This is a genomic window from Myxococcus sp. AM010, assembly GCF_013372585.1.
GTDB classification, from domain to species: Bacteria; Myxococcota; Myxococcia; order Myxococcales; family Myxococcaceae; genus Myxococcus; species Myxococcus vastator.
Map to the genome: position 1 here is coordinate 31,660 of NZ_JABXEO010000058.1, position 24,627 is coordinate 56,286.

Consider the following 24,627-nt stretch of genomic DNA (forward strand, 5'->3'; position numbering starts at 1 on the left):
TTTTCGGGAATAATTCGCCATCCCTATAAACACTCCGGAGCGCCCTGGACACCCGCATCGGGCGGGCTCGTCCGCGGCGCCATCCATCCGGAGGCAATATGTTGCAACGGCGAAGGCCGTCTTGGAGCGGTGCGTTCCTGCTGACAGCGGGGCTGCTGGCAGGGACGGGCTGTGGGGGCGACGCAGCCCCCACCGAGCCTGTCCCCACAAGAAGTCAGTCCCAGCGCCAGGGCTTTGGCCCCGACCTGGTGATACGGGAGCTACGGGGCCCCGCGAGCGTTCGGCTCGGAGAGACGTTCACCGCCACGGTGCGGGTCTGCAACGACGGGACAGCGCTCGCCCAGGGGCCCTTCGGCGCGCTCGAGCTGGGCCTCTATCTCTCCACGGACGACACCCTGTCCTGGCCCGACCCGGGCCTGCCGCCGCCCCTGGACCAGGTGCTCGTCGCCACGGTCCAGATGAACGCGCTGGAGGCGGGGCAGTGTGAGACGCGGGGCCTCACCGGGTACGCCACGCCGCCCGCGCAGGGCCAGGGGGACGGCGCCTACCACTTGGGCGCCATCATCGACGTGCAGCAGACCGTCGTCGAGCTGGACGAAGCCAACAACGTCGGCGTGACGGTGCTGGGCGTGGGGACGCGGCCGGACCTCGTCGTCACGGAGGTCCACGCGCCCGCCAGTGCCCGAAGCGGCCAGGGCATCACGACGACCGTCAAGGTGTGCAACCAGGGCACGGCGATGTCGGAGCAGGGGTCCGTGGACCTCTACCTCTCCTCGGATGACACCGTGTCCTGGCCCGTCCCGAACCCGCCGCCCACCTCGGGCCAGCTCCTGATTGGCTCGTTCCCCATGCCGGAGCTGTCCCAGGGCCGGTGCGCCCTCCGCGAGGTGTCCTCCCTGGTGACGCTGCCGCCCGGCGCCTCACCCGGGCAGCCGCTCTACCTGGGCGTCATCGCCGACGCCCAGCAGAGCACCCCGGAGCTGCGCGAGGACAACAACATCACCGTGAGCGCCCCCATCGGCGTGGGGGACGCGCCGGACCTCGTCGTCACGGAGGTCCACGCGCCCGCCAACACCGGGGGCAGCCACCCGCTCATGGCCACCGTGAGGGTTTGCAACCAGGGCACCCAGCCCGCGCCCACCAGCGCCGTCGAGCTGCACCTCTCCGTGGATGGCGCCTTCGCCATGCCCGGCGCTGGCACGCCGCCTCCACCGGGACAGACGATGGTGGGCCAGACGGGCCTGCCTCCGCTCGGCCCTGGCCACTGCGCCACACGCGACGTGCTGGCCGATGCGGCCCCGCCCCCCGGCGGCCCGCTCGACAGGGTCGTCTTCCTGGCGGCCCTCGTCGATGCCGCGCAGAACGTCCCGGAGCTGCGCGAGGACAACAACGTCTTCGTGAAGGGCCCCCTCGGCGTGGGGCAGGCGCCTGACCTCGTCGTCACCGCGATGACGGCCCCCCCGAGCCTGAGCCCCTGGGGCTCCGCCAACGCCTCCGTCACCGTCTGCAACGAGGGTACGGAGCCGACCTCGATGGTCGACGTCGAGCTGTTCCTCTCCATGGTGCCGACGCTGGACCTGCCGTCCTATGTGTACAGCCACCATGGGACCCAGGCCTCGATTGGCTTGCTGACCCTCCCCGGGCTGGACCCGGACCAATGCGTCACTGGCGACGTCGTCATCCACGCGGGCCGACCCCACGACGCGCCCCCCGGAATGGAGTCCTTCTACCTGGGCGCCATCGCCGGCACGGCGTCGAACGTCCCGGAGCTGCGCGAGGACAACAACACCTTCGTGAGCGGACTCATGGGCGTGGGCGAGCGCCCCGACCTGGTCATCACCGCGCTGAAGGGGCCCGCCAACGTCGGGACAGGCACCTTCCCCGTCACCGCGACGGTCTGCAACCAGGGCACCCAGAGCAGTTACTCCGACGTGCTGGAGCTCTATCTCTCCACGAGCACGTTCCTAAACGCGCCAACGCCGGAGGGTGGCCCCACTTTCGAGCCGTTCATGCGCACCCCCATTGGGATGCTCACGCTCCCACCGCTGGACCCCGGCGAGTGCAGGGCGCTCTCCGGGACCGCGGTGGCCCAGTCCCCAGGAGGGAACTGGAACACGGCCTACTTCCTCGGCGGCATCGTCGACCCGTGGTCGGCGGTGCAGGAGCTGCGCGAGGACAACAACACCTTCATCGGCGGCGTCATCGGCGTGGGTGACGGCCCCGACCTCGTCGTCACCGCCCTCACCGGCCCGGCCAGCGTGCGGAGGAACGAGCCGTTCTCATCGGCCCTCACCGTCTGCAATCAGGGCACCGCGCAGTCCAGCCCCAGCCAGGCACAAGTGTTCCTCTCCACCGAATCCAGCCTGCTCTTTCCGGACTGGACCAACCCGGGCGCCCCGCTCCCGGAGGGCCAGACGCCCGCCGGTGAGCTGAACATTCCCTCGTTGAGCGCCGGCCAATGCTTCACGGGCAACGCCTCCGGCTCTGCCTACCTCCCGCCCGCCGTTCCAGGCGAGGTCTTCCACCTGGGCGCCATCGTCGACGTGTGGAGAGACGTCGAAGAGCTTCGCGAGGAGAACAACACCTTCGTCAGTGGCCGCATCGGCGTGGGTTACGGCCCCGACCTGGTCGTCACCGCCCTCACCGGCCCCGCGAGCGTGCAGCCCAATGACGCCTTCACCGCCACCGTCACCGTCTGCAACCAGGGCACTGCTTCCTCGTACTCCTCGGACCTGGAGCTGTTCTTCTCCACGACGGCAGGCCTGGCGCTGCCTCGGTGGAATGGCCCCGGCGCCCCCTTCCCGGAGACGCAGGCGCCTGCCGGGATGTTGCCCGTCCCGTACCTGGAAGCCGGCCAGTGCGTCACGCTGGCGGTCCCGGGCCACGCGCAGCAGCCTCCCGCGGCGACGCCCGACCAGCCCCTCTACCTGGGCGCCATCGTCGACGGGTGGGGAGGCACGCTGGAGCTGCGCGAGGACAACAACACCTTCGTGAGCGGCCTCGTGGGCGTAGGCTACGGGCCCGACCTCGTCGTCACCGCCATCCAGGCCCCCGCCAGCGTGTTGCCCAACGACACGTTCCACGCGACCGTCACGGTGTGCAACCAGGGCACGGCCCCCTCGGCCGGCAACGACGTGGAGGTGCACCTCGCCTCGGAGCCGGCGTTGGTCATGCCCCGGTGGAACAGCCCCGGCAATCCCCTGCCGGCCACGCAACAGCCTGTCGGCGGCATGAGCGTGCCCTCATTGAACCCCGGCAGGTGCTTCACGGGGAGCGCCAGCGCCACGGCCAGCCGGCCTCCCGCGGCGACGCCCGGCCAGCCGCTCTACCTGGGCGCCCTGGTCGACGCGAATCGCTTCGAGCAGGAGTTGCGTGAGGACAACAACGTCTTCGTCAGCGGCCAGCTCAGCGTGGGCGAAGGCCCCGACCTGGTCATCACCTCCGTCACCGGCCCCGCGAGCGTGGCGCGCTACGATGCGTTCACCGCCACCGTGTCGGTCTGCAATCAGGGCACGAGCGCGTCGTCCTCCACCCTGGTGGAGGTCTACCTCTCCACGGAGGACACCCTGCACCTGCCGTCGTGGAATGAGCCGGCCCCGCCCATGCCGGACACCCAGCAGGTGGTTGGCGAGCTGAGCCTCCCGTCGCTGCAAGTGGATGACTGCGTGACGTTGAACATCCCCTCCTGGGCGCAGCGCCCCCCGGCGGCGGTGGCGGACGGCCCGCTCTATCTGGGCGCCACCGTCGGCGCACATGCACCGCACGACGAGCTGCGCGGAGACAACAACACCTTCGTGGGCGGCCTCATCGGCGTGGGGTACGGCCCGGACCTCGTCATCACCACCGTGAGCGCACCGGCGAGCGTGCCGTCCAACGGCACCTTCACCGCCACCGTGACAGTCTGTAATCAGGGGACGCAGTACTCGAACGGCACCTCCCTGGAGCTGTTCTTCTCCACGCAGGCGCGGGTGGTCATGCCCCAGTGGAATGGCCCGGGAATGCCCTACCCGAACACCCAGATGCCCCTTGGCTACGTCAACGTGCAGCCACTGAATCCAGGGCAGTGCGTCACGGAGCCCGCCTCAGCCTGGGTGACGCTGCCCCCCGAGGCGTCGCCCAATCACCCCCTGTACCTGGGCGCCGCTGTCGACACCTCTCAGATGGAGGCGGAGCTGCGCGAGGACAACAACACCTTCGTGAGCGGACTCATGGGCGTGGGCGACCGGCCCGACCTGGTCATCACCTCCCTCTCCGGCCCCACCTCCGTGAGGACAGGCAGCGCCTTCACCGCCACCGTGCGCGTGTGCAACCAGGGCACCACCACCGCCAGCAACACCGCCGTGGACCTGTATCTGTCGAGCAGCGACACACTCGAGCTCCCACCTCAAGGCGGACCGGGGGCCCCCCCCGAATCACAGACGGTCATCGGCGCCGTTCAGGTCAACACCCTGGACGCCGGGCAGTGCGTCACGCGCAATGCCTCGGTGACGGCCTACACGCCTCCGGACTCGGGCCCCACCGGGTTCTTCTACCTGGGCGGCATCGCCGACCCCTGGAATCACCAGGAGGAACTGCGCGAGGACAACAACGTCCGCGCGGACCGGCTCATCATCGTGACGCAGTAGTCACTGCCGGAGAACATGCCCGGCCGGGCGCACCGTCGTCCGGCCGGGCAGCCTGCAACCCTGAACGAATGCCAGCCGCCCTCTTGTAATTCCTACACAGCCGCGACCTGGCGCTCCGCGCTGGCGTCAGCGCCTCCTGCCATCGAGTTCCACCCGGCGGACACAAACCTGACCTCCAGGCCATTCTCCCGCCGTCCCGAAGGCATTCACAGACAACGCGACTCAACATCCAAGCACCCTCCAAGGCACGCGCACCAATCTCCAAGAATCACAATAAACAAGAGAATAACTGGCACATCGACTGCAGCCCGCAGGCTCCCGTCCCCCTGCAATCACGGACGTGGAGACCTCCATGATGGATAGGAAGTGGCTCCGGCTCCTGTTCATTGGGGCCGTCTGGGCCTCGAACGCCTGGGCCAACAACCTCCGCTCCGAGCAACTCGTGAACGGACGAAAGCAATACACGGTCGGCACCTACCCGGAGACGCTGCGCTTCACGCTCACCGTCGCCAACATCGACCTGGAGCGCCCCTCCGAGCTGCGCTCCGCGACCGCGCCCCTGCTGAAGGACTGCACGCGCTCGCCCACGCCCCCCCTCGTGGTCCCGGAGGGAGGACACGTCACGTACCAATGCGAACTCACGCTGGAGAGCTACGACGCGTGTCTCACGTTGGGGATACATGATGCGAATCCGGTGACGCCCAACCACGAGGTCTCCTTCACCAGCACCTTCAGCATCGGCTGGGACGCGGGCGCCAGCCAGGCGGGGACCAACGTGCTCTGCCTCCCTCGGCCCGACCTGTTCTGCGACGACACCGTCTACCTCTCCACGGCCTCGCGCTCTCCGGAAGGACGGCCCGCGGCCCCCTCGCGGCTCTACATCTTCGACCCCGCCACCGGCACGCTGACGCTGCAGGGTGAAGCAGCACTCCCCTACAACGCGCTGGCGTTCAACCCCTTCGACAACAGCCTGTACGCCATCGCGTCGGACGGCGTCAGCGCGCCCCACTTCATCCGCGTCGACGCCACGGGCGCTTCGAGCGTCATCGCCCCGCTGGACACCGAGGCGCCTCAGTCGGCCATCTGGACCGCGGGCGCCGTCCTCAAGGATGGCGCCTACGCCGGCTTCGAGCCCAGCACCCATCGCCTCATCCGCGTCAACCCCAGCACCGGAGAGACGCTCTCCGAGCACGTGGTCAGCGCCCCGGGAGACTTCCAGGTGGCGGACTTCGCGATGAGCCCCCGGGACGGCCTGCTCTACGCCTTCAACAACGCCACCCAGCGGCTGACCACCATCGACCCGCGCACGGGCGTGGCCACGGACCATCCCTCGCCCGCGCGGATTGACGGCGAGCTCGCGGAGGACCCGCACATGAGCGCCGCCGTCTTCACACGCGACGGCGAGCTCTTCCTCCATGGGACCAGCGGCCCCGACACCCGCAGGGCCAGCGGCTTCCATGCCGTGGACGTGATGACGGGCAACCTGACCACCCTCCTCACGCGGGCGGTGCCGCAGCTCGCGAACGGCGCGATGTGTGGCTTCTACCTCTGGGGCTCGCCTCGCCCGCAGCCGACGACCCGGGGCCGCGGGTTCTTCGGCGCCAGCGAGAGCGCCCTCCTGGAGTGCCTGGCATACGGCCCCATCTCCCTCGGCGCCCTCGGCGAAGTCTCCACCCTCCCAGGTGCCCTGGGCATCCTCTGGGCCAACCCCGCCATCGCCTCGGACAACGCGCGCCGCACGGCCACGGAGTCCTTGAAGGTCCGCACGGCGCGCGAAGCGCTGACGGCGGTCTGCAACGAGCGCGTCTTCAACACGCGCGCGCCCACCCTGTCCGCGCTGGCGAGCCCGGCCCCGCTCGACCCTGGCCGGATGGAGCAGCTGCGACAGCGGCTGGAGCGGCACAACCATTCTGGCAAACGGACGGCGATTCCGCTGCGAAAGAGAATCTTCGCGGTGGACCCGCTGCGGGCCATGGAGCACGCCGAGGAGCCTCGGTTCTGAGAGGGAGCGCGGTCATGAAGATTCCATCCAAATCCAGGTGGGTTCCGGGCCTGCTCGTGGCGCTGGGGACAGGTGCCTGCGACAGCAGCGAAGACGATTTGATGCGAGCGTTGGGAGACCCCGTGCTGGACGCCTTCGAAATCCGCATGCGGGGCCAGGACGCGGCACAGTACGAGATGGTCCTGCTGGGCATGGGCCAGGTCGAGGTCACGTCCTTCGGCGAGCCCATCCGCTTCGAGCCCTCGCCCAACGCGCGCGCCATGGACCTGTCGAAGACGGACCAGGCCCACCTGATGGGGCGCTTCTTCCTGCCCAGGTACGTGAAGCAGGTGGACATCACCGTGCGCCTGGACGACGTGGGAGCGTTCAAGGAAGACCGCCTCGCGGGTCTCATCAACGCCCAAGCCGGAACCATCCAGTTCTCGACGACGCGCGGCGCCCTGGAGCAGCGCTCACGCGTCGTCATCCACCTGCACCTGAAGGACAGCCTCTTCGACGGCAGGGGCGGAAAGACGCTCCTACCGTCGACATACATCGCCCACTGAATGTCCCGGCACCCCGAGGCCCCTCGGGCTTTCGCCTGCGCGCGGGCCCGGGCCCTGCCAGAATGCGCGCCATGAAGACCCCCGGGAAACAGGTGGTACTCGTCCGGCACGGAGAGACGGAGTGGAGCCACAACGGCCGGCACACAGGGCGGACGGACATTCCGCTCCTGGACTCCGGAAGGGAGATGGGCCGCCTTCTGGGCGCGCCGCTGAAGGCCTGGCGCTTCGACGCCGTCTACACCAGCCCACTGAGCCGCGCGGCGGACACCTGCGCGCTCGCCGGTTACGACGACCTGGCCCAGCCGCGCGAGGACCTCATGGAGTGGGACTACGGCGACTACGAGGGGCGCACCGGCGCGGAGATTCGCGCGGAGCGGCCCGACTGGACCATCTGGAAGAACGGCGTCCCCAACGGCGAGACGGCGGCGCAGGTGGCCACGCGCGTGGACAGCGTCATCTCCGACGCGCTCCGGACGGACGGGGACGTGCTCATCTTCGCCCACGGGCACCTGCTCCGCGTGCTCGCGGCGCGGTGGCTGGGCCTGCCTCCGTGGGAAGGCCGCCTCTTCCTGCTGAGCACCGCGTCCATCAGCGTGCTCGGACACGACGGCGACAGGCGCCGCCCGGCCATCGTGTCGTGGAACGACACCACGCACCTGCGCGCTTGAGCTACAGCCGCCCCTCCAGGAAGTTGCGCACCAGCGCCGGCCCATCCGGTGTGAGCACGCTCTCTGGATGGAACTGAACGCCCACCACGGGCCGCTCGCGGTGGCGCAGCGCCATGATGAGGCCATCCTGGCTCCACGCGGTGGCCTCCAGCTCAGCGGGCAGGGACGGCGCCTCCACGATGAGCGAGTGGTAGCGCGCCGCCGCGAAGCCCGCGCTGAGCCCCGCGAAGAGGCCCGTGCCGCCATGCTGGATGTGCGCCGCCTTGCCGTGCACCGGCGCTGGCGCGCGCACCACCTTGCCGCCGAAGGCCGCGCCAATGGACTGGTGCCCCAGGCACACGCCCAGCACTGGCACGCGTGACTGGGCAATGGCCGCCACGCTGACGCCCGCCTCGTGCGGCGTGCAGGGCCCCGGCGAAATCACCAGGTGGGACGCGCCCGAGGCCGCCACGCCTTGAGCATCCAGGTCGTCGTTGCGCACCACCTTCACCTCGGCCCCCAACGTGTACAGGAGTTGCACGAGGTTGAAGGTGAAGGAGTCGTAGTTGTCGATGACCAGAATCACCGGCCACCTCCCTCGCGCGCCAGCCGCAGCGCGGCGGCCATGGCGCCCGCCTTGGCTTCCGTCTCGTCCGCCTCCTTCGACGGCACGGAGTCCGCGACCACTCCCGCGCCCGCGGTCCACATCGTCCGGTCTCCGTCCACGAAGAAGGTGCGCAAGGCAATCGCCACGTCCAGCGTGCCGCAGAAGGACAGGTAGCCCACCGCGCCCGAGTAGGGCCCGCGCCGCTGGACCTCCAGCTCGTCGATGATTTGCATCGCGCGAATCTTGGGCGCGCCCGACACCGTGCCCGCGGGGAAGGTGCTGGCCAGCGCGTCCAGCGCGTCGTACTTCGCGTCGAGCTTGCCGCGCACCTGCGACACGATGTGCATCACGTGGCTGTAGCGCTCGATGAGCATCATGTCCTCGACGCGCACCGAGCCAGGCGCCGCCACGCGGCCCACGTCGTTGCGCCCCAGGTCCACCAGCATGATGTGCTCGGCGCGCTCCTTCTCGTCCGCGAGCAGCTCCTTCTCCAGGGCCAGGTCCTCGGCCTCGGACGCGCCGCGCCGCCGGGTGCCGGCGATGGGCCGCACCACCACGTCCCCGTCACGCACCTGCACCAGCAGCTCCGGCGATGCGCCCACCAACGCGCGGGCCTCGCCCAGCGCCACCAGGAAGAGGTACGGCGACGGATTCACCCGCCGCAGCGCGCGGTAGAGCGACAGCGGCGGCGGCGCGCCCCGGGACTCGAAGCGGCGCGCGAGCACGACCTGGAAGATGTCTCCGGCGCGGATGTACTCCTGCGCCCGAGCCACCGCCGCCTCATACCCCGCGCGCTCCCAGCACGCGGTGGGCGCCACGTCCCCACGCATGCGCGGCGCCGGCGCGTAGGCCTCCGGAGGCAGCGGCTTCAGCAGCCGGTCCGCCATGGCCCGCGCGCGCGCCTCCGCGTCCTGCAGCGCGGCGGCCACGCTGCCGTGCAGCGACGGCCGGGCAATGGCGGTGGCCTTGAGCGTCCCGGTGCGGGTGTCGTGCGTGACGAAGTCCTCGCACACCAGCCACTCCGAGTCCGGGAAGGAGAGGTCGCTGGGGTGCCGGTCCGGCACCGTGGGCTCCAGCCACGAGAAGCAGTTGTAGCCCATGTACCCCACGAGCCCGCCCAGGAAGGGCGCTTCACCGGGGAGCCGCGCCACGGCCAGCTCGCGCCAGAGCTGGCGCAGCACGTCCAGGGGCTTGCCGTCCCGACGCTCCTCGTTCGAGCCCCGCCACAAGGTGGCGCCGCCGCGGTCCAGCCGCACGCGGCCCGCGGGCTCCGCGCCAATGTGGCTGTAGCGGCCGAACCGCTCGCCGCCGTAGCACGACTCGAGGATGAAGCCGCGCGAACCACCGCCCAGCTTCAGGTAGGCCGACAGCGGCGTGTCGAGGTCCGCCGGCAGCTCCACCGACACCGGCACCGCCTCGCCCTGCTCCGCGCGCCGTCGGTAGGCTGACTTCCGCTCCTGTGCATCCATCGTCGTTGACTCGCTTCCCACCGCGCATCACGGCAGGGGGGAACTGGGGTTATCCCCCGTCCAAGGGGAGTCCTCCAAGCGGTCCGATATTCCTCTGCATCCGTCGCGCAAGCCCCCCCGGCCAGCGGGTGCCCGAAGAGCAGCCCGGGGAGCTCCCGCCGGTGAGGCGAAGTCCCACCCCCGGTGGTCCGCCTCCGAGCCCCTCGCTATCTGAATGGGACTTTGCGTGCCGCGCCTTCCGCTCCATTGATGACGGTGACGCCTCAGGGGCTCTACTGCGCTCCCGGCGGCTTCCACGTCGACCCCTGGCGTCCGGTGGACCGGGCGCTCATCACCCACGCGCATGGTGACCACGCCCGCGGTGGCAGCCGCCACTATCTGGGCGCCCGGGCAGGCAAGGGGCTGCTGCACCGGAGATTGGGCGCGGACGCCACCATCGACACGCTCGACTACGGCGAACGGTTGAGCATCAACGGCGTCACCATCAGCTTCCATCCCGCGGGCCACGTGCTGGGCAGCGCGCAGCTGCGCGTGGAGCACGGCGGGGAGACGTGGGTCGTGTCCGGTGACTACAAGCGCGCGCCGGACCCCACGTGCGCGCCCTTCGAGGTCGTCCCCTGTCACACCTTCATCACCGAGGCGACGTTCGGCCTGCCCATCTTCCGCTGGGACGCGACGGAGCAGGTGGCCGAGGACATCCTGCGTTGGTGGGACGTCAACCGCGCGCTGGGCCGCGCGGCGGTGCTGTTCTGCTACGCGCTGGGCAAGGCGCAGCGGCTGCTCGCGGAGCTGGCGAAGCGGACGGACCGCACCGTGTTCGTCCACGGCGCGCTGCACGCCCTGGTGGACGTGTACCGGGACGCGGGCGTCCGCATGCTGCCCACGCAATGGGTGTCCGAGGTGGAGAAGGGCACCTCGTTCGCGGGAGCGCTGGTGCTGGCGCCGCCGAGCGCGAGCGGCTCCACGTGGATGCGCCGCTTCGGTGAGTACGAGACGGGCTTCGCGTCCGGCTGGATGCGCATTCGCGGCAACCGCCGCCGCCGGGGCTTCGACCGCGGCTTCGTGCTGTCGGACCACGCGGACTGGCCGGACCTGCTGCGCACGGTGAAGGACACCCAGGCGGAGCGCGTGCTGGTGACGCACGGCTACACCGAGCCGCTGGCCCATTACCTGCGCGAACAGGGCGTGGACGCCGCGCCCCTGGCCACGCCCTTCGAAGGCGAAGCGGAGGACTGACGCGTGCGGCGACTGGCGGACCTCTATGAAACGCTGGACCAGACCACCTCCACCAACGCCAAGGTGGAAGCGCTCGCGCGCTACTTCCAGGAAGCGCCCCCGGAGGACGCGGCGTGGGCGCTCTACTTCCTCACGGGCCAGAAGCTGAAGCGGCTGCTTCCCACGAAGCTGCTGGTGGGGTGGACGCAGGAGCTGACGGGCATCCCCGGCTGGCTCTTCGAGGAGGTCTACGCCTCCGTGGGCGACCTGGCGGAGGTGATTGCCCTGCTGCTGGACGCACGCGAGCGCCCGGCGCGGACCGAGGAGCTGCCCCTGTCCACGTGGCTGGAGCAACGCCTGTTGCCGCTGCGTCAACTGGATGCCGCCGGGCAACGCGAGCAGGTGGTCTCCTGGTGGCACGCCATGCCCCGGCGCGAGCTGTTCCTGCTCAACAAGCTGCTCACCGGCGAGCTGCGCGTGGGCGTGTCCTCCACGCTGGTGGTCCGCGCGGTGGCGCAGGTGGCGGGCCTGCCCGCGCCCAGCGTGGCGCACCGGCTGATGGGGACATGGACGCCCTCGCCCACCTTCTTCCGGCAGCTCGTGTCCCAGGACGAGTCGGACGGCGACAGCTCCCGGCCCTACCCCTTCTACCTCGCGTCACCGCTGGAGCAGCCACCCGGAGACCTGGGCGACCGGGCGGAGTGGCTGGTGGAGTGGAAGTGGGACGGCATCCGGGGCCAGCTCATCCGCCGCGAGGGCGGCGTGCACCTGTGGAGCCGGGGCGAGGAGCTCATCACCGAGCGCTTCCCTGAAATCGCGGACGCCTCGGCGGCGCTGCCCGAGGGCACGGTGCTGGACGGCGAGGTGCTGGCCTACGCGGACGGAGCGCCCCTGCCCTTCGCCCTGCTCCAGCGGCGCATCGGCCGGCAGAAGCTGACGCCCAAGGTGCTGGCCGAAGCCCCAGCGGCCTTCATCGCCTACGACGTGCTGGAGCTGGGAGGCGAGGACCTCCGGAGCCAGCCGCTGCGCGAGCGGCGCGCGAAGCTGGAGGCGCTGTTGAAGGACGTGCCGCGGCTGCCTGTCTCGCCCGTCGTGCCAGCGGCCACCTGGGAGGACCTGGCCACCGCGCGGGGCGAGGCGCGAGCGCGCAACGTCGAAGGCTTCATGCTCAAGCGCCTGGAGTCGCCGTACCTCACCGGACGCAAGCGGGGCGACTGGTGGAAGTGGAAGATTGACCCGTTCACGGTGGACGCGGTGTTGCTGTACGCGCATCCGGGCCACGGCCGGCGCGCGTCGCTGTACACCGACTACACCTTCGCGGTGTGGAACGGCACGGAGCTCCAGCCGGTGACGAAGGCGTACTCCGGCCTGACGGACGCGGAGATGGGCCGGCTGGACCGGTGGATTCGCGCGCACACGCGGGAGAAGTACGGCCCCGTGCGCTCGGTGGAGCCCGAACAGGTCTTCGAGCTGCACTTCGAGGGCATCCAGTCCTCGCCGCGTCACAAGTCGGGCGTCGCGCTGCGCTTCCCCCGAATCGCCCGCTGGCGGACGGACAAGAAGCCGCGGGACGCGGACACGCTGGACTCGCTCAAGGCGCTGCTCCATGCCAGCGGGTAGGCCTCGCTCGCCGCGGGCGCAGCTTGCCGCCAGTCGCAAGGCCCTGCGCGCCTGGTTCCGCGCGAAGGGATGGACGCCCTATCCGTTTCAAGAAGAGGCCTGGGCCGCCCACGCGCGCGGCGAAAGCGGACTCCTCCACGTCCCCACTGGCGCGGGCAAGACGTACGCGGCCTACCTGGGCCCGCTCGCGGACGTGGCGGCGCATCGACAGCCCGGGCTTCAGCTCCTCTATGTGACGCCGCTGCGCGCGGTGTCCCGGGACGTGGAGAAGGCGCTGCGGGAGCCCCTCACCGTGCTCGACGCGGACATCACCGTGGAGAGCCGCACCGGCGACACGTCCTCCTCGGTGCGCCAGCGTCAGCGGGAGCGGCTGCCGCAGGTGCTCATCACCACGCCGGAGTCGCTGTGCGTCCTGCTCACGCATGAGCGGGCCCCGGAGCTGTTCGCGTCGCTGCGCTCCGTCATCGTGGACGAGTGGCACGAGCTGCTCGGCTCGAAGCGGGGTTCGCAATTGGAGCTGGCGCTGGCCCGCCTGCGCCACTTCGCCCCGGGCCTGCGCACCTGGGCGCTGTCCGCCACGCTGGCCAACCTGGACGAGGCCGCGCGTCACGCCGTGGGCACCGGCCTGACGCCCACGATTGTGAGCGCGGCGCTGGAGCGGCCCGTCGTCGTGGAGACGCTGCTGCCCGAGTCCGTGGATGCGTTCCCCTGGGCGGGCCACCTGGGCTTCTCCATGCTCGCCCGCGTGGGCGCGTGGCTGGACCCGGAGCGCTCCACGCTCATCTTCACCAACACGCGCTCCCAGGCCGAGCGCTGGTTCGAGGGCCTGCGCTTCGTCCGTCCAGAGTGGGAGCACCTCATCGCGCTCCACCATGGCTCCATCGACCGCGAGGAGCGCGAGCGCGTGGAGAGCGGCCTCAAGGAAGGCTCGCTGCGCATCGTGGTGTGCACCTCGTCGCTGGATTTGGGCGTGGACTTCGGCCCGGTGGAGCGCGTGGTGCAGGTGGGCAGCCCCAAGGGCATTGGCCGGACGATGCAGCGCGCGGGCCGCGGCGCCCACCGTCCCGGCGCCACCTGCCACATCCTCTTCGTCCCCACGCACGCGCTGGAGCTGGTGGAGATGGCCGCCGCCAAGGACGCGCTCCTGCGCCGCGAGGTGGAGGCCCGCACGCCTCCGAGCAAGCCGCTGGACGTCCTGGCGCAGCACCTGGTGACGTGCGCCATGGGCGGCGGCTTCACGCCCGATGCCCTGCGTGACGAGGTGCGCACCGCGGCGGCCTTCGCCAGCCTCACTGACGAGGCGTTCGCGTGGACCCTGTCCCTGGTCCGCGAGGGCAGCCCCACGCTGCGCGCCTACCCGGAGTTCCGCCGCGTGGTGGAGCAGGAGGGACGCTGCGTCGTCGCGGACGCGCGCGTGGCCCGCATGCACCGCCTCAACATCGGCACCATCACCTCCGACGCCGTGGTGCAGCTGCGCTACTGGAGCGGCGGGCGCCTGGGCAGCGTGGAGGAGTCCTACGTCAGCCGCCTCAAGCCGGGCGACACCTTCATCTTCGCGGGGAAGAAGCTGGAGTTCAGCCGCCTCCAGGACATGACCGCCTACGTGCGGCCCGCGAAGACGAAGGTCACCCAGACGCCGCGCTGGGGCGGCAGCCGCCTGCCCTTGTCCAGCTCACTGGCCGCCGCCGTTCGGCGCACGCTGGACACCGCGCGCCATGGCGACGTCACCTCGGACGAGCTGGCCGCGGCCTGGCCCGTGCTGGACGCGCAGGCCCGCCTGTCCCGCATCCCCGCGGCGGACCTCCTGCTGGCGGAGGCGTGCCAGACGCGCGACGGGCACCACCTCTTCCTCTACCCCTTTGAAGGACGGCGGGTGCACGAGGGACTGGCGGCGCTGCTCGCGCTGCGGCTGACGCGCCTGCGCAAGGCCACCTTCACCCTGTCGGTGAATGACTACGGCCTGGAGCTGCTCACGCCCACGCCCTTCCCCTTCGAGGAGGCGCTGCGCCCCGCCCTCTTCACCCGCGAGCGGCTGGAGGCGGACGTCCTGGAGAGCGTCAACGTCGGCGAGCTGTCGAAGCGCCAGTTCCGAGACATCGCCCGCATCGCCGGGCTGGTGCCGCCGGGCCTGCCCGGCGCGCGCAAGTCCTCGCGACAGGTCCAGGCCAGCGCGTCGCTGCTGCACGACGTCTTCATCAAATACGACCCGGACAACCTCCTGCTCGTCCAGGCCCGCCGGGAGGTGCTGGAGCAACAGTTCGAGGAGGGGCGCCTGGCGCGGACCCTGGAGCGGCTTCAGGCCGCGCCCCTGGAGCTCATCCAGGTCCGCCGGCCCACGCCGTTGGGCTTCCCCCTCGTCGTCGAGCGCATCAGCGCGAGCCTGTCCAGCGAGTCCCTGCTGGAGCGGGTGGAGCGGTTGAAGGAGCGATGGACTCGCGAAGATGCCAGGTCCGCATAGCGGGCACCCTGCTGGAGCTGCTCCCGGAGCGCGCCCTGTACTGGCCCGACACCGGCACCCTGGCCGTGGCGGACCTCCACTGGGGCAAGACGGAGAGCTTCCAGCAGCACGGCATCCCCCTGCCCACGGGCGTGCTGGAGGACGACCTGACCCGCCTGTCCGCGGCGCTCACCTCCACCGGTGCCCGCCGCCTGCTCCTGCTGGGCGACCTCATCCACTCCCGCCAGGGGCTCACCCCCGCCGTGGTCGAGCGGCTGGCCGTGTGGCGGGAGTCCCACGCCTCCGTGGCGTGCGTCCTGGTGCGGGGCAACCATGACCGGCACATGAAGACGCTGCCCGAGCGCTGGCGCCTGGACGTCCGCGAGGCCGCCATCGACGAAGGCCCGTTCCACTTCGCCCACCATCCGGAGCCCGTGTCCGGCCGCTATGTATGGGCAGGTCACCTCCACCCCATGGTGCGGCTGGGTGGGAAGCGCGACACACTGCGACTTCCCTGCTTTCAGGTGGGACACGGCGTGGGCGTGCTCCCGGCCTTCAGTGCCTTCACCGGTGGACCCAACGTCTCCCGCCGCGCGGGCGATCGCATCTTCGCCGTCGCCGGCCCCGCAGTCGTCGAGGTGTAGGATGAGCTACGCCAAGCGTCGCAAGATACTGGGTATCATCGAAACGGATAATACCTTCGAGCGCGCCGACCACCGGGGCCGCGAGGCGTGGCTCGGCAAGTGCCTGCACTGCAACGCGCACTTATGGGTCGGCTTGGATGGCGAGCCGATCAGCCGCGCCACCATCGAGCACATCCTCCCGAAGACGGCCGGGGGCACCGAGGCGCTGACCAACCTGGGCCTGGCCTGCGCCCGGTGCAACCAAGGCAAGGGCTCCCGGCATGACGCCCGTTATCACCGGGACGCCCGCGCCCGGGAGTTGGTGGAACGGCTGCTGGCCCGGCGCCTCGCGCGCTGGCGGCAGCCGGAGACCGACGACGCGCCGTGAAACACCCGGAGTGATCCACTCCGGCGGGTGCTTTGCTCAATCACCCCTACCTCCCGCCAGAAGAGAGATTCATCACCGCGCGACGGCGACTTTCCGCCCTCGCGCGTGGAAGTGGTATCCCCGCACCGCCACATCTGAATGGTTGACACTGCCGTGTCGATGCCCGATGGTCCCGCGCCGCATTAGGGCAGGGAGAGAAGGAGGGCCCCGCCCACGGCATTACTAATAGAGGTCTCGTTGGACGTGTCCGCTTCGCCTTCAGTGCGCCAGGAGCCACCGCCCACCCGCCCCGTTGGGGCCGGGAACGCCCCTCCGCTCCCCGCGCCCGGCAACGCCCACGCCTCGCCTTTCGTTCCCGTCACTGCTTCTGTCGAAGCCCCCTTGCCCATGGTCCTGGTATGAGCGGCCCTCTCTTCCCACGTTGGACGAACACGGTGTCGCGGCTGTCAGCCGCGGCGCTCCTTGCCGTGCCCGCCATCGGCATCGGCGGTCTCATGGCCTACGTGCGCTCGCCGTACGTCACTGGCCAGCAGCGGCCCGTTGAACAGCCGATCGAGTTCGATCACCGCCACCACGCGGGTGATGAGCAGATTGACTGTCGGTACTGCCATTGGACGGTCGAGGAGTCGCCCTCCGCGGGCATCCCCTCCACCACGGTGTGCATGTCCTGCCACGCACAGGTCTGGAACAAGAGCCCGTACCTCACCGAGGTCCGCAAGGCGTTCTTCTCCGACCAGCCCATCCCCTGGGTCCGCGTGCACAACCTGCCGGACTTCGTCTACTTCAACCACTCCATCCACGTGGCCAAGGGCGTCGGCTGCGCCACCTGCCACGGCCGCGTCGACCAGATGGCCGCCGTGGAGCAGGCCGCGCCGCTCACCATGGCCTGGTGCCTGGATTGCCACCGCAATCCGGAGCCCCACCTGCGTCCTGCGGAGTTCATCACGTCCATGACGTGGACCCCGCCCGAAGACAAGGCCAAGGCCGCTGAGCTTGGCCGCCAGTTGGCAGAAGCGTACGACGTCCACTCGCGCGAGAGCTGCTCCACATGCCACCGATGAACACGAAGCGCGACGGCGCCCCGTCGCAGGACACCCCCTCCTCCTTCGCGCTCCCGGTCGTCACGGACCGGCCCGCCGCCGCGTCCGACGTTGTCGGCGAGGCGCTCGAGCACGCGGCCGCCAATGCCTCCTCCTCCGAGCCCGGCTATGGCCAGACGTACTGGCGCAGCCTGGAGGAGAAGCTCGGCGCGCCCGACTACCTGGAAGAGACGCGGCCGGAGTTCCCCGCCGGCGCGGACCTGGCGCCCACCGGCTTCGCCCGCCGCGAGTTCATGCACCTGCTGGGTGCCTCGCTGGCCCTGGCCGGCGCCACCGCGTGCAGCACCCGTCCGGTGGATGAGCGCCTCCTGCCGTACACCAAGACGCCTCCCGAGCTCGTCCCGGGCAACCCGCTCCACTACGCGTCCGGCATGACGCTGGCCGGTCACACCTCCGGCCTGCTCATCACCGCCCGTGAGGGTCGCCCCGTGAAGATCGAGGGCAACCCGGACCACCCGGTCAACCAGGGCGCCGCGGGCCCCTGGGAGCAGGCGTTCCTGCTGTCCCTGTACGACCCGAGCCGCGCCCGCGTGCTCCGTCAGGGCAAGAGCCCCCGCGCCCTTCGCGTCCTGCGCGAGGAGCTGGCCAACCGCGCCAACAAGGCCTCCGCCGGGGACGGTGGCAGCCGCGTGCGCTTCCTGTCCGAGCCCGGCAACTCGCCGCTGACCGGCGACCTGCGCAACCGCATTTTGAAGAAGCTGCCGAACGCGCGCTTCCACAGCTACACCGCGCAGACGCACGACACGCAGGCAGAGGCGGCCCGCGCGCTCTTCGGCGGACAGCCCGTCACGGCCATCTACGACTTCGCCCAGGCGGACATCGTCCTGGCGCTGGACGCGGACTTCCTGGAGAGCCGCCCGGAGAACCTGGCCTATGCGCGCCAGTTCGCCAACCGCCGCGACCCGAACAACGGCCCGCTCAACCGGCTCTACGTGGCCGAGGCCCGCTTCTCCATCACCGGCGGCATGGCCGACCACCGCCTGCGCGTGAAGTCGCAGGAAGTGCTCGCGGTCGCCGCCGCGGTGGCGCAGGCCGTGGGGGGCCCCGCCGCTTCGCTGGCTGGCGCCGCCGCCAGCAAGGCGTCGCTGAAGGCGGACCACGACAAGTGGGTGCAGGCGGTCGTCGCGGACCTGCGCGGTGCGCGTCCTGGCCGCAGCCTGGTGGTCGCGGGTGAGCGTCAGCCGGCTGCGGTCCACGCGCTGGCCCACGCCATCAACGCCGCGCTGGGCAACACCGGCACCACGGTGAAGTACGTGCAGTCGTCCATCGCGGAGCAGGAGGGCCTGAGCCAGGTCCGCGCGCTGGTGGAGGACCTCACGGCCGGCCGCGTGGACACGCTGGTCATCACCAGCTGGAACCCGGTGTTCTCGGTTCCGGCGGACACGGGCCTGAAGGAGCTGCTGGACCCGGCGACCAACCCCAACCGTGGCAACCTCACCGTCCTCTATACGGGCCTCTACGAGGACGAGACCAGCCAGTACGTCGACTGGTTCGTCCCCGCGGCGCACCCGCTGGAGACGTGGAGCGACGGCCGTTCGTTCGACGGCACCGTGGCCATTGCCCAGCCGCTCATCCAGCCGCTCTACAACGGCGTGGCGGAGTCCGAGCTGCTGGCGATGTTCCTCGACGAGCCCTACCGCCCCGCGTACCAGATGCTGCGCGACTACTGGCAGGGTCAGGCCGAAGGACAGGGTGACTTCGAGGCCCGCTGGGAGAGCTGGGTGTCGGATGGCGCCATCCCCGGCACGCAGGCCGCCCCGGTGCAGGGCGCTCCGGACTTCGGCGCCGCCTCCGCGCTGGTGACGGGCTACTCGGCTCCCGCCGCGGGCGAGCTCGAGATCAACTTCGTCTACGACTACAAGATCTTCGACGGCCGCTTCGGCAACAACTCCTGGCTGCAGGAGCTCCCGGACCCCATCACCAAGATGACCTGGGACAACGCCGCGCTGCTGAGCCCGGAGACCGCCAAGGGCCTGGGCCTGGAGCCCGGTGACCTGGCGGAGCTGAGCTACGGCGGCCGCAAGCTGACCGTGCCGGTGTGGATTACGCCGGGCCACGCCAACGACACCGTGACGATGTCGCTGGGTTACGGCCGCGACGGCCTGCACGAGCAGGTGGCCAAGGCGGTGGGCTTCAACGCCAACGCCGTGCGCACCCTGAAGGCGCCCTGGTTCGACGGCGGCGCCACGCTCACCAAGGTGCGCGGCAGCTACAAGTTCAGCCTGACCCAGACGCACTGGCGGATGGAGAACCGCCCGCTGGCGCTGGACATGCCGCTGTCCGAGCTGAAGAACCCGTCCACCGCGACGGAGCACACGCTCCACCGCGTCAAGGGCGAGCTGAAGTTCGGCGTCCAGGACAACCTGCCGGCCTTCGACTACGACAAGGGCCCCAGCAACCCCCAGGGCTACAAGTGGGGCATGGCCATCGACCTGTCCCGCTGCACCGGGTGCAGCGCGTGTGTGATTGCCTGCCAGGCGGAGAACAACATCCCCGTCGTGGGCAAGCAGCAGGTCTCCGTCAGCCGTGAGATGCAGTGGCTGCGCATCGACCGCTACTTCGAGGGCAGCGAGAGCGACCCCCGGATGGTGATGCAGCCGGTGATGTGCGTGCACTGCGAGAAGGCCCCCTGCGAGTACGTCTGCCCGGTGAACGCCACCGTGCACTCGGACGAGGGCCTCAACGACATGGTGTACAACCGCTGCGTCGGCACCCGGTACTGCTCGAACAACTGCCCGTACAAGGTGCGCCGGTTCAACTACCTGCACTACACGGCGGACAAGACGGCCACCGAGAAGATGCTGATGAACCCGGACGTCACCGTCCGCAACCGCGGCGTGATGGAGAAGTGCACGTACTGCGTCCAGCGCATCGAGCGCGTGCGCATCGACGCCCGCGTGGAGAAGCGCGTCATCAACGAGAAGGAACTGCAGACCGCCTGCCAGCAGACCTGCCCGACGCAGGCCATCACCTTCGGTTCCCTCAACGACAAGCAGCAGCGCGTCACGCAGCTCCACGAAGATGAGCGCGCGTACAAGCTGCTCCACGAGCTGGGCACCCGCCCGCGCACCGCGCACCTCATCCGCGTCCGAAATCCCAACCCCGCCCTCGAGCCCGCCGCGTCCGCCGCCGCGAACCAAGGGAGCCACTGAGCCATGGCTGAAACCGCTGCCAACGCTGCCCTCGATCCGCTCGAGCCGCGGCCCCTCGTCGCGCCGCACCATGACGACGCGTCCCTGAACGAGACGCTGCTGGACCATGTCTGGCGCAAGCCGGGCAAGGGCTGGTTCATGCTCTTCGGCCTGTCGCTCAGCGCCCTGGGCCTGCTCGTCATCGGTGTCACCTACACGCTGGCCCGCGGTATCGGCGTGTGGGGCAACAACCAGCCCGTCGGCTGGGCGTTCGACATCATCAACTTCGTCTGGTGGGTCGGTATCGGCCACGCCGGTACGCTCATCTCCGCCATCCTCCTGCTCTTCCAGCAGAAGTGGCGCACGAGCATCAACCGGTTCGCCGAAGCCATGACGCTGTTCGCCGTCATGTGCGCCGGTCTCTTCCCCCTGCTGCACACCGGTCGCCCCTGGTTCGCCTTCTGGCTGTTCCCCTACCCCAGCACCCTGGGCGCGTGGCCGCAGTTCCGCTCGCCGCTGGTGTGGGACGTGTTCGCCATCTCCACGTACCTCACGGTGTCCGCGCTCTTCTGGTTCGTGGGCCTCATCCCGGACCTGGCGGCGCTGCGTGACTCGTCCAAGACGAAGCTGCAGCGGACCCTCTACGGCCTGTTCGCGCTCGGCTGGCGCGGCTCCGGGCGGCACTGGCACAACTACAAGATCGCGTACCTGCTGCTAGCCGGCCTCTCCACGCCGCTGGTGGTGTCGGTGCACACCATCGTTTCGTTCGACTTCGCCGTCTCCCTGCTGCCCGGCTGGCACACCACCGTCTTCCCGCCCTACTTCGTGGCCGGCGCCGTGTTCAGCGGCTTCGCGATGGTCATCACGCTCATCGTCCCCGCCCGCAAGTACCTCGGCCTGCGGGACGTGATTACGGACCGGCACCTGGAGAACATGAACAAGGTCATCCTGGCGACGGGCCTGCTCGTCTCCTACGGGTACCTGATGGAGCACTTCGTCGCCTGGTACTCGCAGAACCAGTACGAGATGTGGACCTTCTACGTGAACCGCGCCACCGGCCCCTACGCCGGGGTGTACTGGCTGATGATTGCGTGCAACGTCATCACCCCGAACATCTTCTGGTTCAAGAAGGCCCGCACCAACATCGCCATCATGTGGGTCGCGTCCATCGCGGTGAACATCGGCATGTGGTGTGAGCGGTTCATCATCATCGTCACCTCGCTGAGCCAGGACTTCCTGCCGTCCTCCTGGGGCATCTACACGCCGACGTGGGTCGACTGGTGCATCTACGTGGGCACCCTGGGTCTGTTCGGCACGTTGTTCCTCCTCTTCCTGAAGTTCGTGCCCGCGGTCGCCATCAGCGAGGTGAAGGAGCTGCAGTTGGAGCTCAAGCACGCCGCTCACGCCCACCACGGCGCCGACACCCACGGAGCGCACTAGAGCCATGGAAGCCACCGTTCTCGAATCCTGGGTCCTGGCCGAGTTCCCGACGCCGGACGCCCTCGTGGATGCCACCCGCCAGATGCGGGAGAAGGGCTTCGAGGGAATGGACACCTACTCTCCGTACCCGCTTCACGGCGGCTCGGAGGCCCTGGGTCTGCCGCCCTCGCGCGTGCCCTTCATCGCCCTGTGCGGCGGCCTGACGGGCGTGGCCACGGCGCTGGCCATGCAGACCTGGATGAACACCATCGACTACCCGCTCAACATCGGCGGCCGACCGCTGCTGTCGCTGCCGGCGTGGGTCCCCATCACGTTCGAGCTGGGGGTGCTGTTCGCCGCCTTCGGCATCTTCTTCGGTCTGCTGGGGCTCAGCCGCCTGCCCCAGCCGTACCACCCCGTCTTCGAGTCCGAGGACTTCCGCACCGCCTCCACGCACGGCTACTGGCTGAGCGTTCCCCAGGCGACGGGCACGGACGCGGCGCCGGTCATGGATCAGCTCAAGGCCCTGGGCGCGACCCAGGTGACCCTCGTCACGGGAGAGAAGGAATGAGGTGGCTCATCCCCGCCGCCGGACTCGCCGCGCTCACGGGCTGCAACGTCAGCTCGGAGTTCCTCCAGCGCATGGAGCACCAGGCGAAGTACGAGGTCTACGAAGCGTCCGACTTCTGGGCGGACGGCCGCGCCATGCGCACGCCTCCCGCGGGCACGGTTCCGCGTGAGCGCTTCGACAGGCTCCCCGAGCTCAAGGACCCCATGCAGCGCCAGGTGGCCCTCACCGGCCGCAGCGACGGCCAGCCGGTGGCCCACCTGCCCGTCACGGTGGACCAGAACCTGCTGACCCTGGGTCAGAAGAAGTACAACATCGTCTGCTCGCAGTGTCACGGCGTGCTCGGTGATGGAAACAGCATCGTCGCGGAGAACATGGCCCTGCGCCTGCCTCCCTCGCTGCTGGACCTGGAGAGCAAGCCGGACGGCCACTTCTACATGGCCATCAACGAGGGCTACGGCGTGATGCCGTCCTTCTCCGGTGAGCTCGACCTGCGCGAGCGCTGGGCCGTGGTCGCCTACGTCCGCGCGCTCCAGACGGCCCGCAATACCCGCACGGACGGCCAGCAGCCCGTTCCGCAGGAGAACCGATGAGTCCCCCCGTCACCAACTCGCACACGAGCTTCGAGCCCTACAACGGCACGCCGAAGCTGATGGTGCCCGCGTTCGCCGTGGGCGTGCTCGGCCTGCTGGCCACGCTGGGCGGCTTCTTCGCCACGGACGCCAAGGGTGAGACGGCCCACGCCTACCTGATTGGCTTCACCTACTGGGTGGGCATCAGCGTCGCCTTCCTCATCATGCAGGCCATCTTCCACACGGCGAAGGCCAAGTGGCTCATCGTGCTGCGCCGGACGATGGAGACGGCCTCCGCGGTGATTCCGGTGTTCTTCGTGCTGGCCCTGCCGCTGCTGGCCATGGCCGCCTACCTCTACCCCTGGTGGCCCGGCTCCGAGCTGACGAAGGGCTACTCCGGCCTGGAGTTGGAGCACCTGAGCCACAAGCAGCACGGCTACCTGAACAACCACCTGCCCATTGGCATCGGCGTCCGCCACATCATCTACTTCGGCCTGTGGACGTTCGCGGCCTGGCGGCTGCGGACCTGGAGCCTGAAGCAGGACACCCTGGGCGGGCTCGACTTCACGGTGAAGCAGCGCAAGTTCTCCCCGGGTGTGCTGCCTTTCCTTGCCCTCACCATCACGTTCGCTTCTTTCGACTGGCTGATGAGCCTCACGCCGCTCTGGCAGTCCACCATCTTCGGCGTCTATTACTTCGCCGGAAGCTTCCTGGCGGCCTTCTGCATCCTGACCATCGTCACGGTGAACGCTCAGGGCAAGGACCTCTACGGCAGCGTCGTGAAGCTGGACCACTTCCACAACCTCGGCAAGCTGATGCTCGCCTTCACCGCGTTCTGGGCCTACATCGCCTTCTCCCAGTTCATGCTGGTGTGGATCGCGAACATCCCGGAAGAGGCGCCCTGGTACGGCCTGCGCATCTTCGGCGCGTGGCGGCCGCTGTCCATCTCCCTGTTCTTCCTGCACTTCCTGTTGCCCTTCTTCATCCTGCTGTCGCGCAACCTGAAGCTGCAGCCCCGGAAGCTGGCCGTGGTGGCGGTGTACCTGCTCGTCATCCACGCGGTGGACCTGTACTGGCTGGTGTGGCCGGCCTTGACGGGTGACGCCGGCCCGACATTCCACTGGTCGCTGCTCACGGCCTTCTTCGGGGTGGGCGGCATCGCGGTGGGCACGGCCCTCCTCCTGGCGCGTGGCCAGTACACGCTGACGGTGAAGGACCCCTACATCGCCGAGTCCTTGAGGTACGTGCAGCCATGAAGAAGACCCAGGTTGAGCTCGAGTCGCGCGTCATCGTCGGCGCGCACGGTGTGGCGGCCGAAGAAGACCACCTGGTCATGGGCAAGGTGGTGGGCATCGGCGTGGGTTCGCTCGCCATCTTCGCGGTGGGCATCGTCTGGGCCTACTACATCCAGGATCGGACCATGGCCGACATCCAGCCGGATGGGCCGCCGCCGCGTCCCGCGGCCATGGGCCAGTACGAGGTGGGCATCGTCAACCAGCGCCTGTTCGAGCAGGACTGGCACGCCGAGGACAAGCTCAGCGGCCAGGACCAGGCGCTGCGCGCCGGCTGGGGTGACCAGCCGGGGGTGAAGCAGCACCCCGCCATCGACGCCGCGATGAAGACGGTCATCGAGCAGAAGCGCAACCCGCCCCCGCCCCC

The 24,627-nt window shown here is 69.7% G+C and carries 18 protein-coding genes; 16 read left to right on the forward strand and 2 right to left on the reverse strand.

What is annotated here, in order from left to right:
* Positions 1-98: 98 nt before the first annotated feature.
* The 4 genes from HV826_RS24230 to HV826_RS24245 all read left to right on the forward strand — a co-directional run bounded on the left by HV826_RS24230 (position 99) and on the right by HV826_RS24245 (position 7,840).
* Entirely contained in the window at positions 99-4,625 is a 4,527-nt protein-coding gene (locus HV826_RS24230; protein WP_176419376.1) for a CARDB domain-containing protein, read from the forward strand.
* Positions 4,626-4,977: 352 nt separating this feature from the next.
* Entirely contained in the window at positions 4,978-6,627 is a 1,650-nt protein-coding gene (locus HV826_RS24235) for a DUF6923 family protein (RefSeq protein ID WP_217918764.1), read from the forward strand.
* A 14-nt stretch (positions 6,628-6,641) separates the two neighbouring features.
* Positions 6,642-7,172 carry a hypothetical protein gene (locus HV826_RS24240; RefSeq protein WP_176419377.1) on the forward strand — a complete coding sequence of 177 codons (531 nt, stop codon included), beginning with the start codon at positions 6,642-6,644 and terminating at the stop codon, positions 7,170-7,172.
* Between the two features lie 62 nt (positions 7,173-7,234).
* Positions 7,235-7,840, forward strand: a complete 606-nt coding sequence (locus HV826_RS24245) for a histidine phosphatase family protein (protein ID WP_176419378.1) — start codon at positions 7,235-7,237, stop codon at positions 7,838-7,840.
* Between the two features lies 1 nt (position 7,841).
* Here the strand turns inward: HV826_RS24245 and HV826_RS24250 are convergent, their stop codons facing one another.
* Positions 7,842-8,405, reverse strand: coding sequence for an aminodeoxychorismate/anthranilate synthase component II (locus HV826_RS24250; protein ID WP_163779614.1), 564 nt, complete (start codon positions 8,403-8,405; stop codon positions 7,842-7,844).
* Complete coding sequence (locus HV826_RS24255; protein ID WP_176419379.1) at positions 8,402-9,895, reverse strand: anthranilate synthase component I family protein; 1,494 nt, start codon at positions 9,893-9,895, stop codon at positions 8,402-8,404. Before HV826_RS24255 ends, HV826_RS24250 begins: the two co-directional genes overlap by 4 nt.
* A gap of 183 nt (positions 9,896-10,078) precedes the next feature.
* Between HV826_RS24255 and HV826_RS24260 the strand changes: the two genes are divergently transcribed.
* From HV826_RS24260 to HV826_RS24315, 12 genes are all read left to right on the forward strand, one after another.
* The gene (locus tag HV826_RS24260; RefSeq protein WP_176419380.1) at positions 10,079-11,131 is read left to right on the forward strand and encodes a ligase-associated DNA damage response exonuclease; all 1,053 of its coding nucleotides are present in this window, start codon (positions 10,079-10,081) and stop codon (positions 11,129-11,131) included.
* Between the two features lie 3 nt (positions 11,132-11,134).
* Entirely contained in the window at positions 11,135-12,730 is a 1,596-nt protein-coding gene (locus tag HV826_RS24265) for an ATP-dependent DNA ligase (protein WP_176419381.1), read from the forward strand.
* The gene (locus tag HV826_RS24270) at positions 12,717-15,188 is read left to right on the forward strand and encodes a ligase-associated DNA damage response DEXH box helicase (protein WP_176419382.1); all 2,472 of its coding nucleotides are present in this window, start codon (positions 12,717-12,719) and stop codon (positions 15,186-15,188) included. The genes HV826_RS24265 and HV826_RS24270 overlap by 14 nt, the downstream gene beginning before the upstream one ends.
* The gene (pdeM, locus tag HV826_RS24275) at positions 15,158-15,811 is read left to right on the forward strand and encodes a ligase-associated DNA damage response endonuclease PdeM (RefSeq protein ID WP_176419383.1); all 654 of its coding nucleotides are present in this window, start codon (positions 15,158-15,160) and stop codon (positions 15,809-15,811) included. The genes HV826_RS24270 and pdeM overlap by 31 nt, the downstream gene beginning before the upstream one ends.
* A 1-nt stretch (position 15,812) precedes the next feature.
* Positions 15,813-16,178 (forward strand): HNH endonuclease, encoded by a 366-nt coding sequence (locus tag HV826_RS24280; RefSeq protein ID WP_176419384.1) that lies wholly within the window; start codon positions 15,813-15,815, stop codon positions 16,176-16,178.
* A gap of 398 nt (positions 16,179-16,576) precedes the next feature.
* The gene (locus tag HV826_RS24285) at positions 16,577-17,239 is read left to right on the forward strand and encodes a cytochrome c3 family protein (protein WP_163779600.1); all 663 of its coding nucleotides are present in this window, start codon (positions 16,577-16,579) and stop codon (positions 17,237-17,239) included.
* The gene (locus HV826_RS24290) at positions 17,236-20,430 is read left to right on the forward strand and encodes a TAT-variant-translocated molybdopterin oxidoreductase (RefSeq protein ID WP_176419392.1); all 3,195 of its coding nucleotides are present in this window, start codon (positions 17,236-17,238) and stop codon (positions 20,428-20,430) included. Before HV826_RS24285 ends, HV826_RS24290 begins: the two co-directional genes overlap by 4 nt.
* A 3-nt stretch (positions 20,431-20,433) precedes the next feature.
* Entirely contained in the window at positions 20,434-21,849 is a 1,416-nt protein-coding gene (nrfD, locus tag HV826_RS24295) for an NrfD/PsrC family molybdoenzyme membrane anchor subunit (protein ID WP_176419385.1), read from the forward strand.
* Between the two features lie 4 nt (positions 21,850-21,853).
* Positions 21,854-22,399, forward strand: a complete 546-nt coding sequence (locus tag HV826_RS24300; RefSeq protein ID WP_176419386.1) for a DUF3341 domain-containing protein — start codon at positions 21,854-21,856, stop codon at positions 22,397-22,399.
* Positions 22,396-22,989, forward strand: a complete 594-nt coding sequence (locus HV826_RS24305) for a cytochrome c (protein ID WP_176419387.1) — start codon at positions 22,396-22,398, stop codon at positions 22,987-22,989. The genes HV826_RS24300 and HV826_RS24305 overlap by 4 nt, the downstream gene beginning before the upstream one ends.
* Complete coding sequence (locus tag HV826_RS24310; RefSeq protein ID WP_176419388.1) at positions 22,986-24,224, forward strand: hypothetical protein; 1,239 nt, start codon at positions 22,986-22,988, stop codon at positions 24,222-24,224. Before HV826_RS24305 ends, HV826_RS24310 begins: the two co-directional genes overlap by 4 nt.
* A partial coding sequence (locus tag HV826_RS24315; RefSeq protein WP_176419389.1) for a hypothetical protein occupies positions 24,221-24,627 on the forward strand: 407 nt, incomplete at its 3' end. The genes HV826_RS24310 and HV826_RS24315, both read left to right, overlap by 4 nt.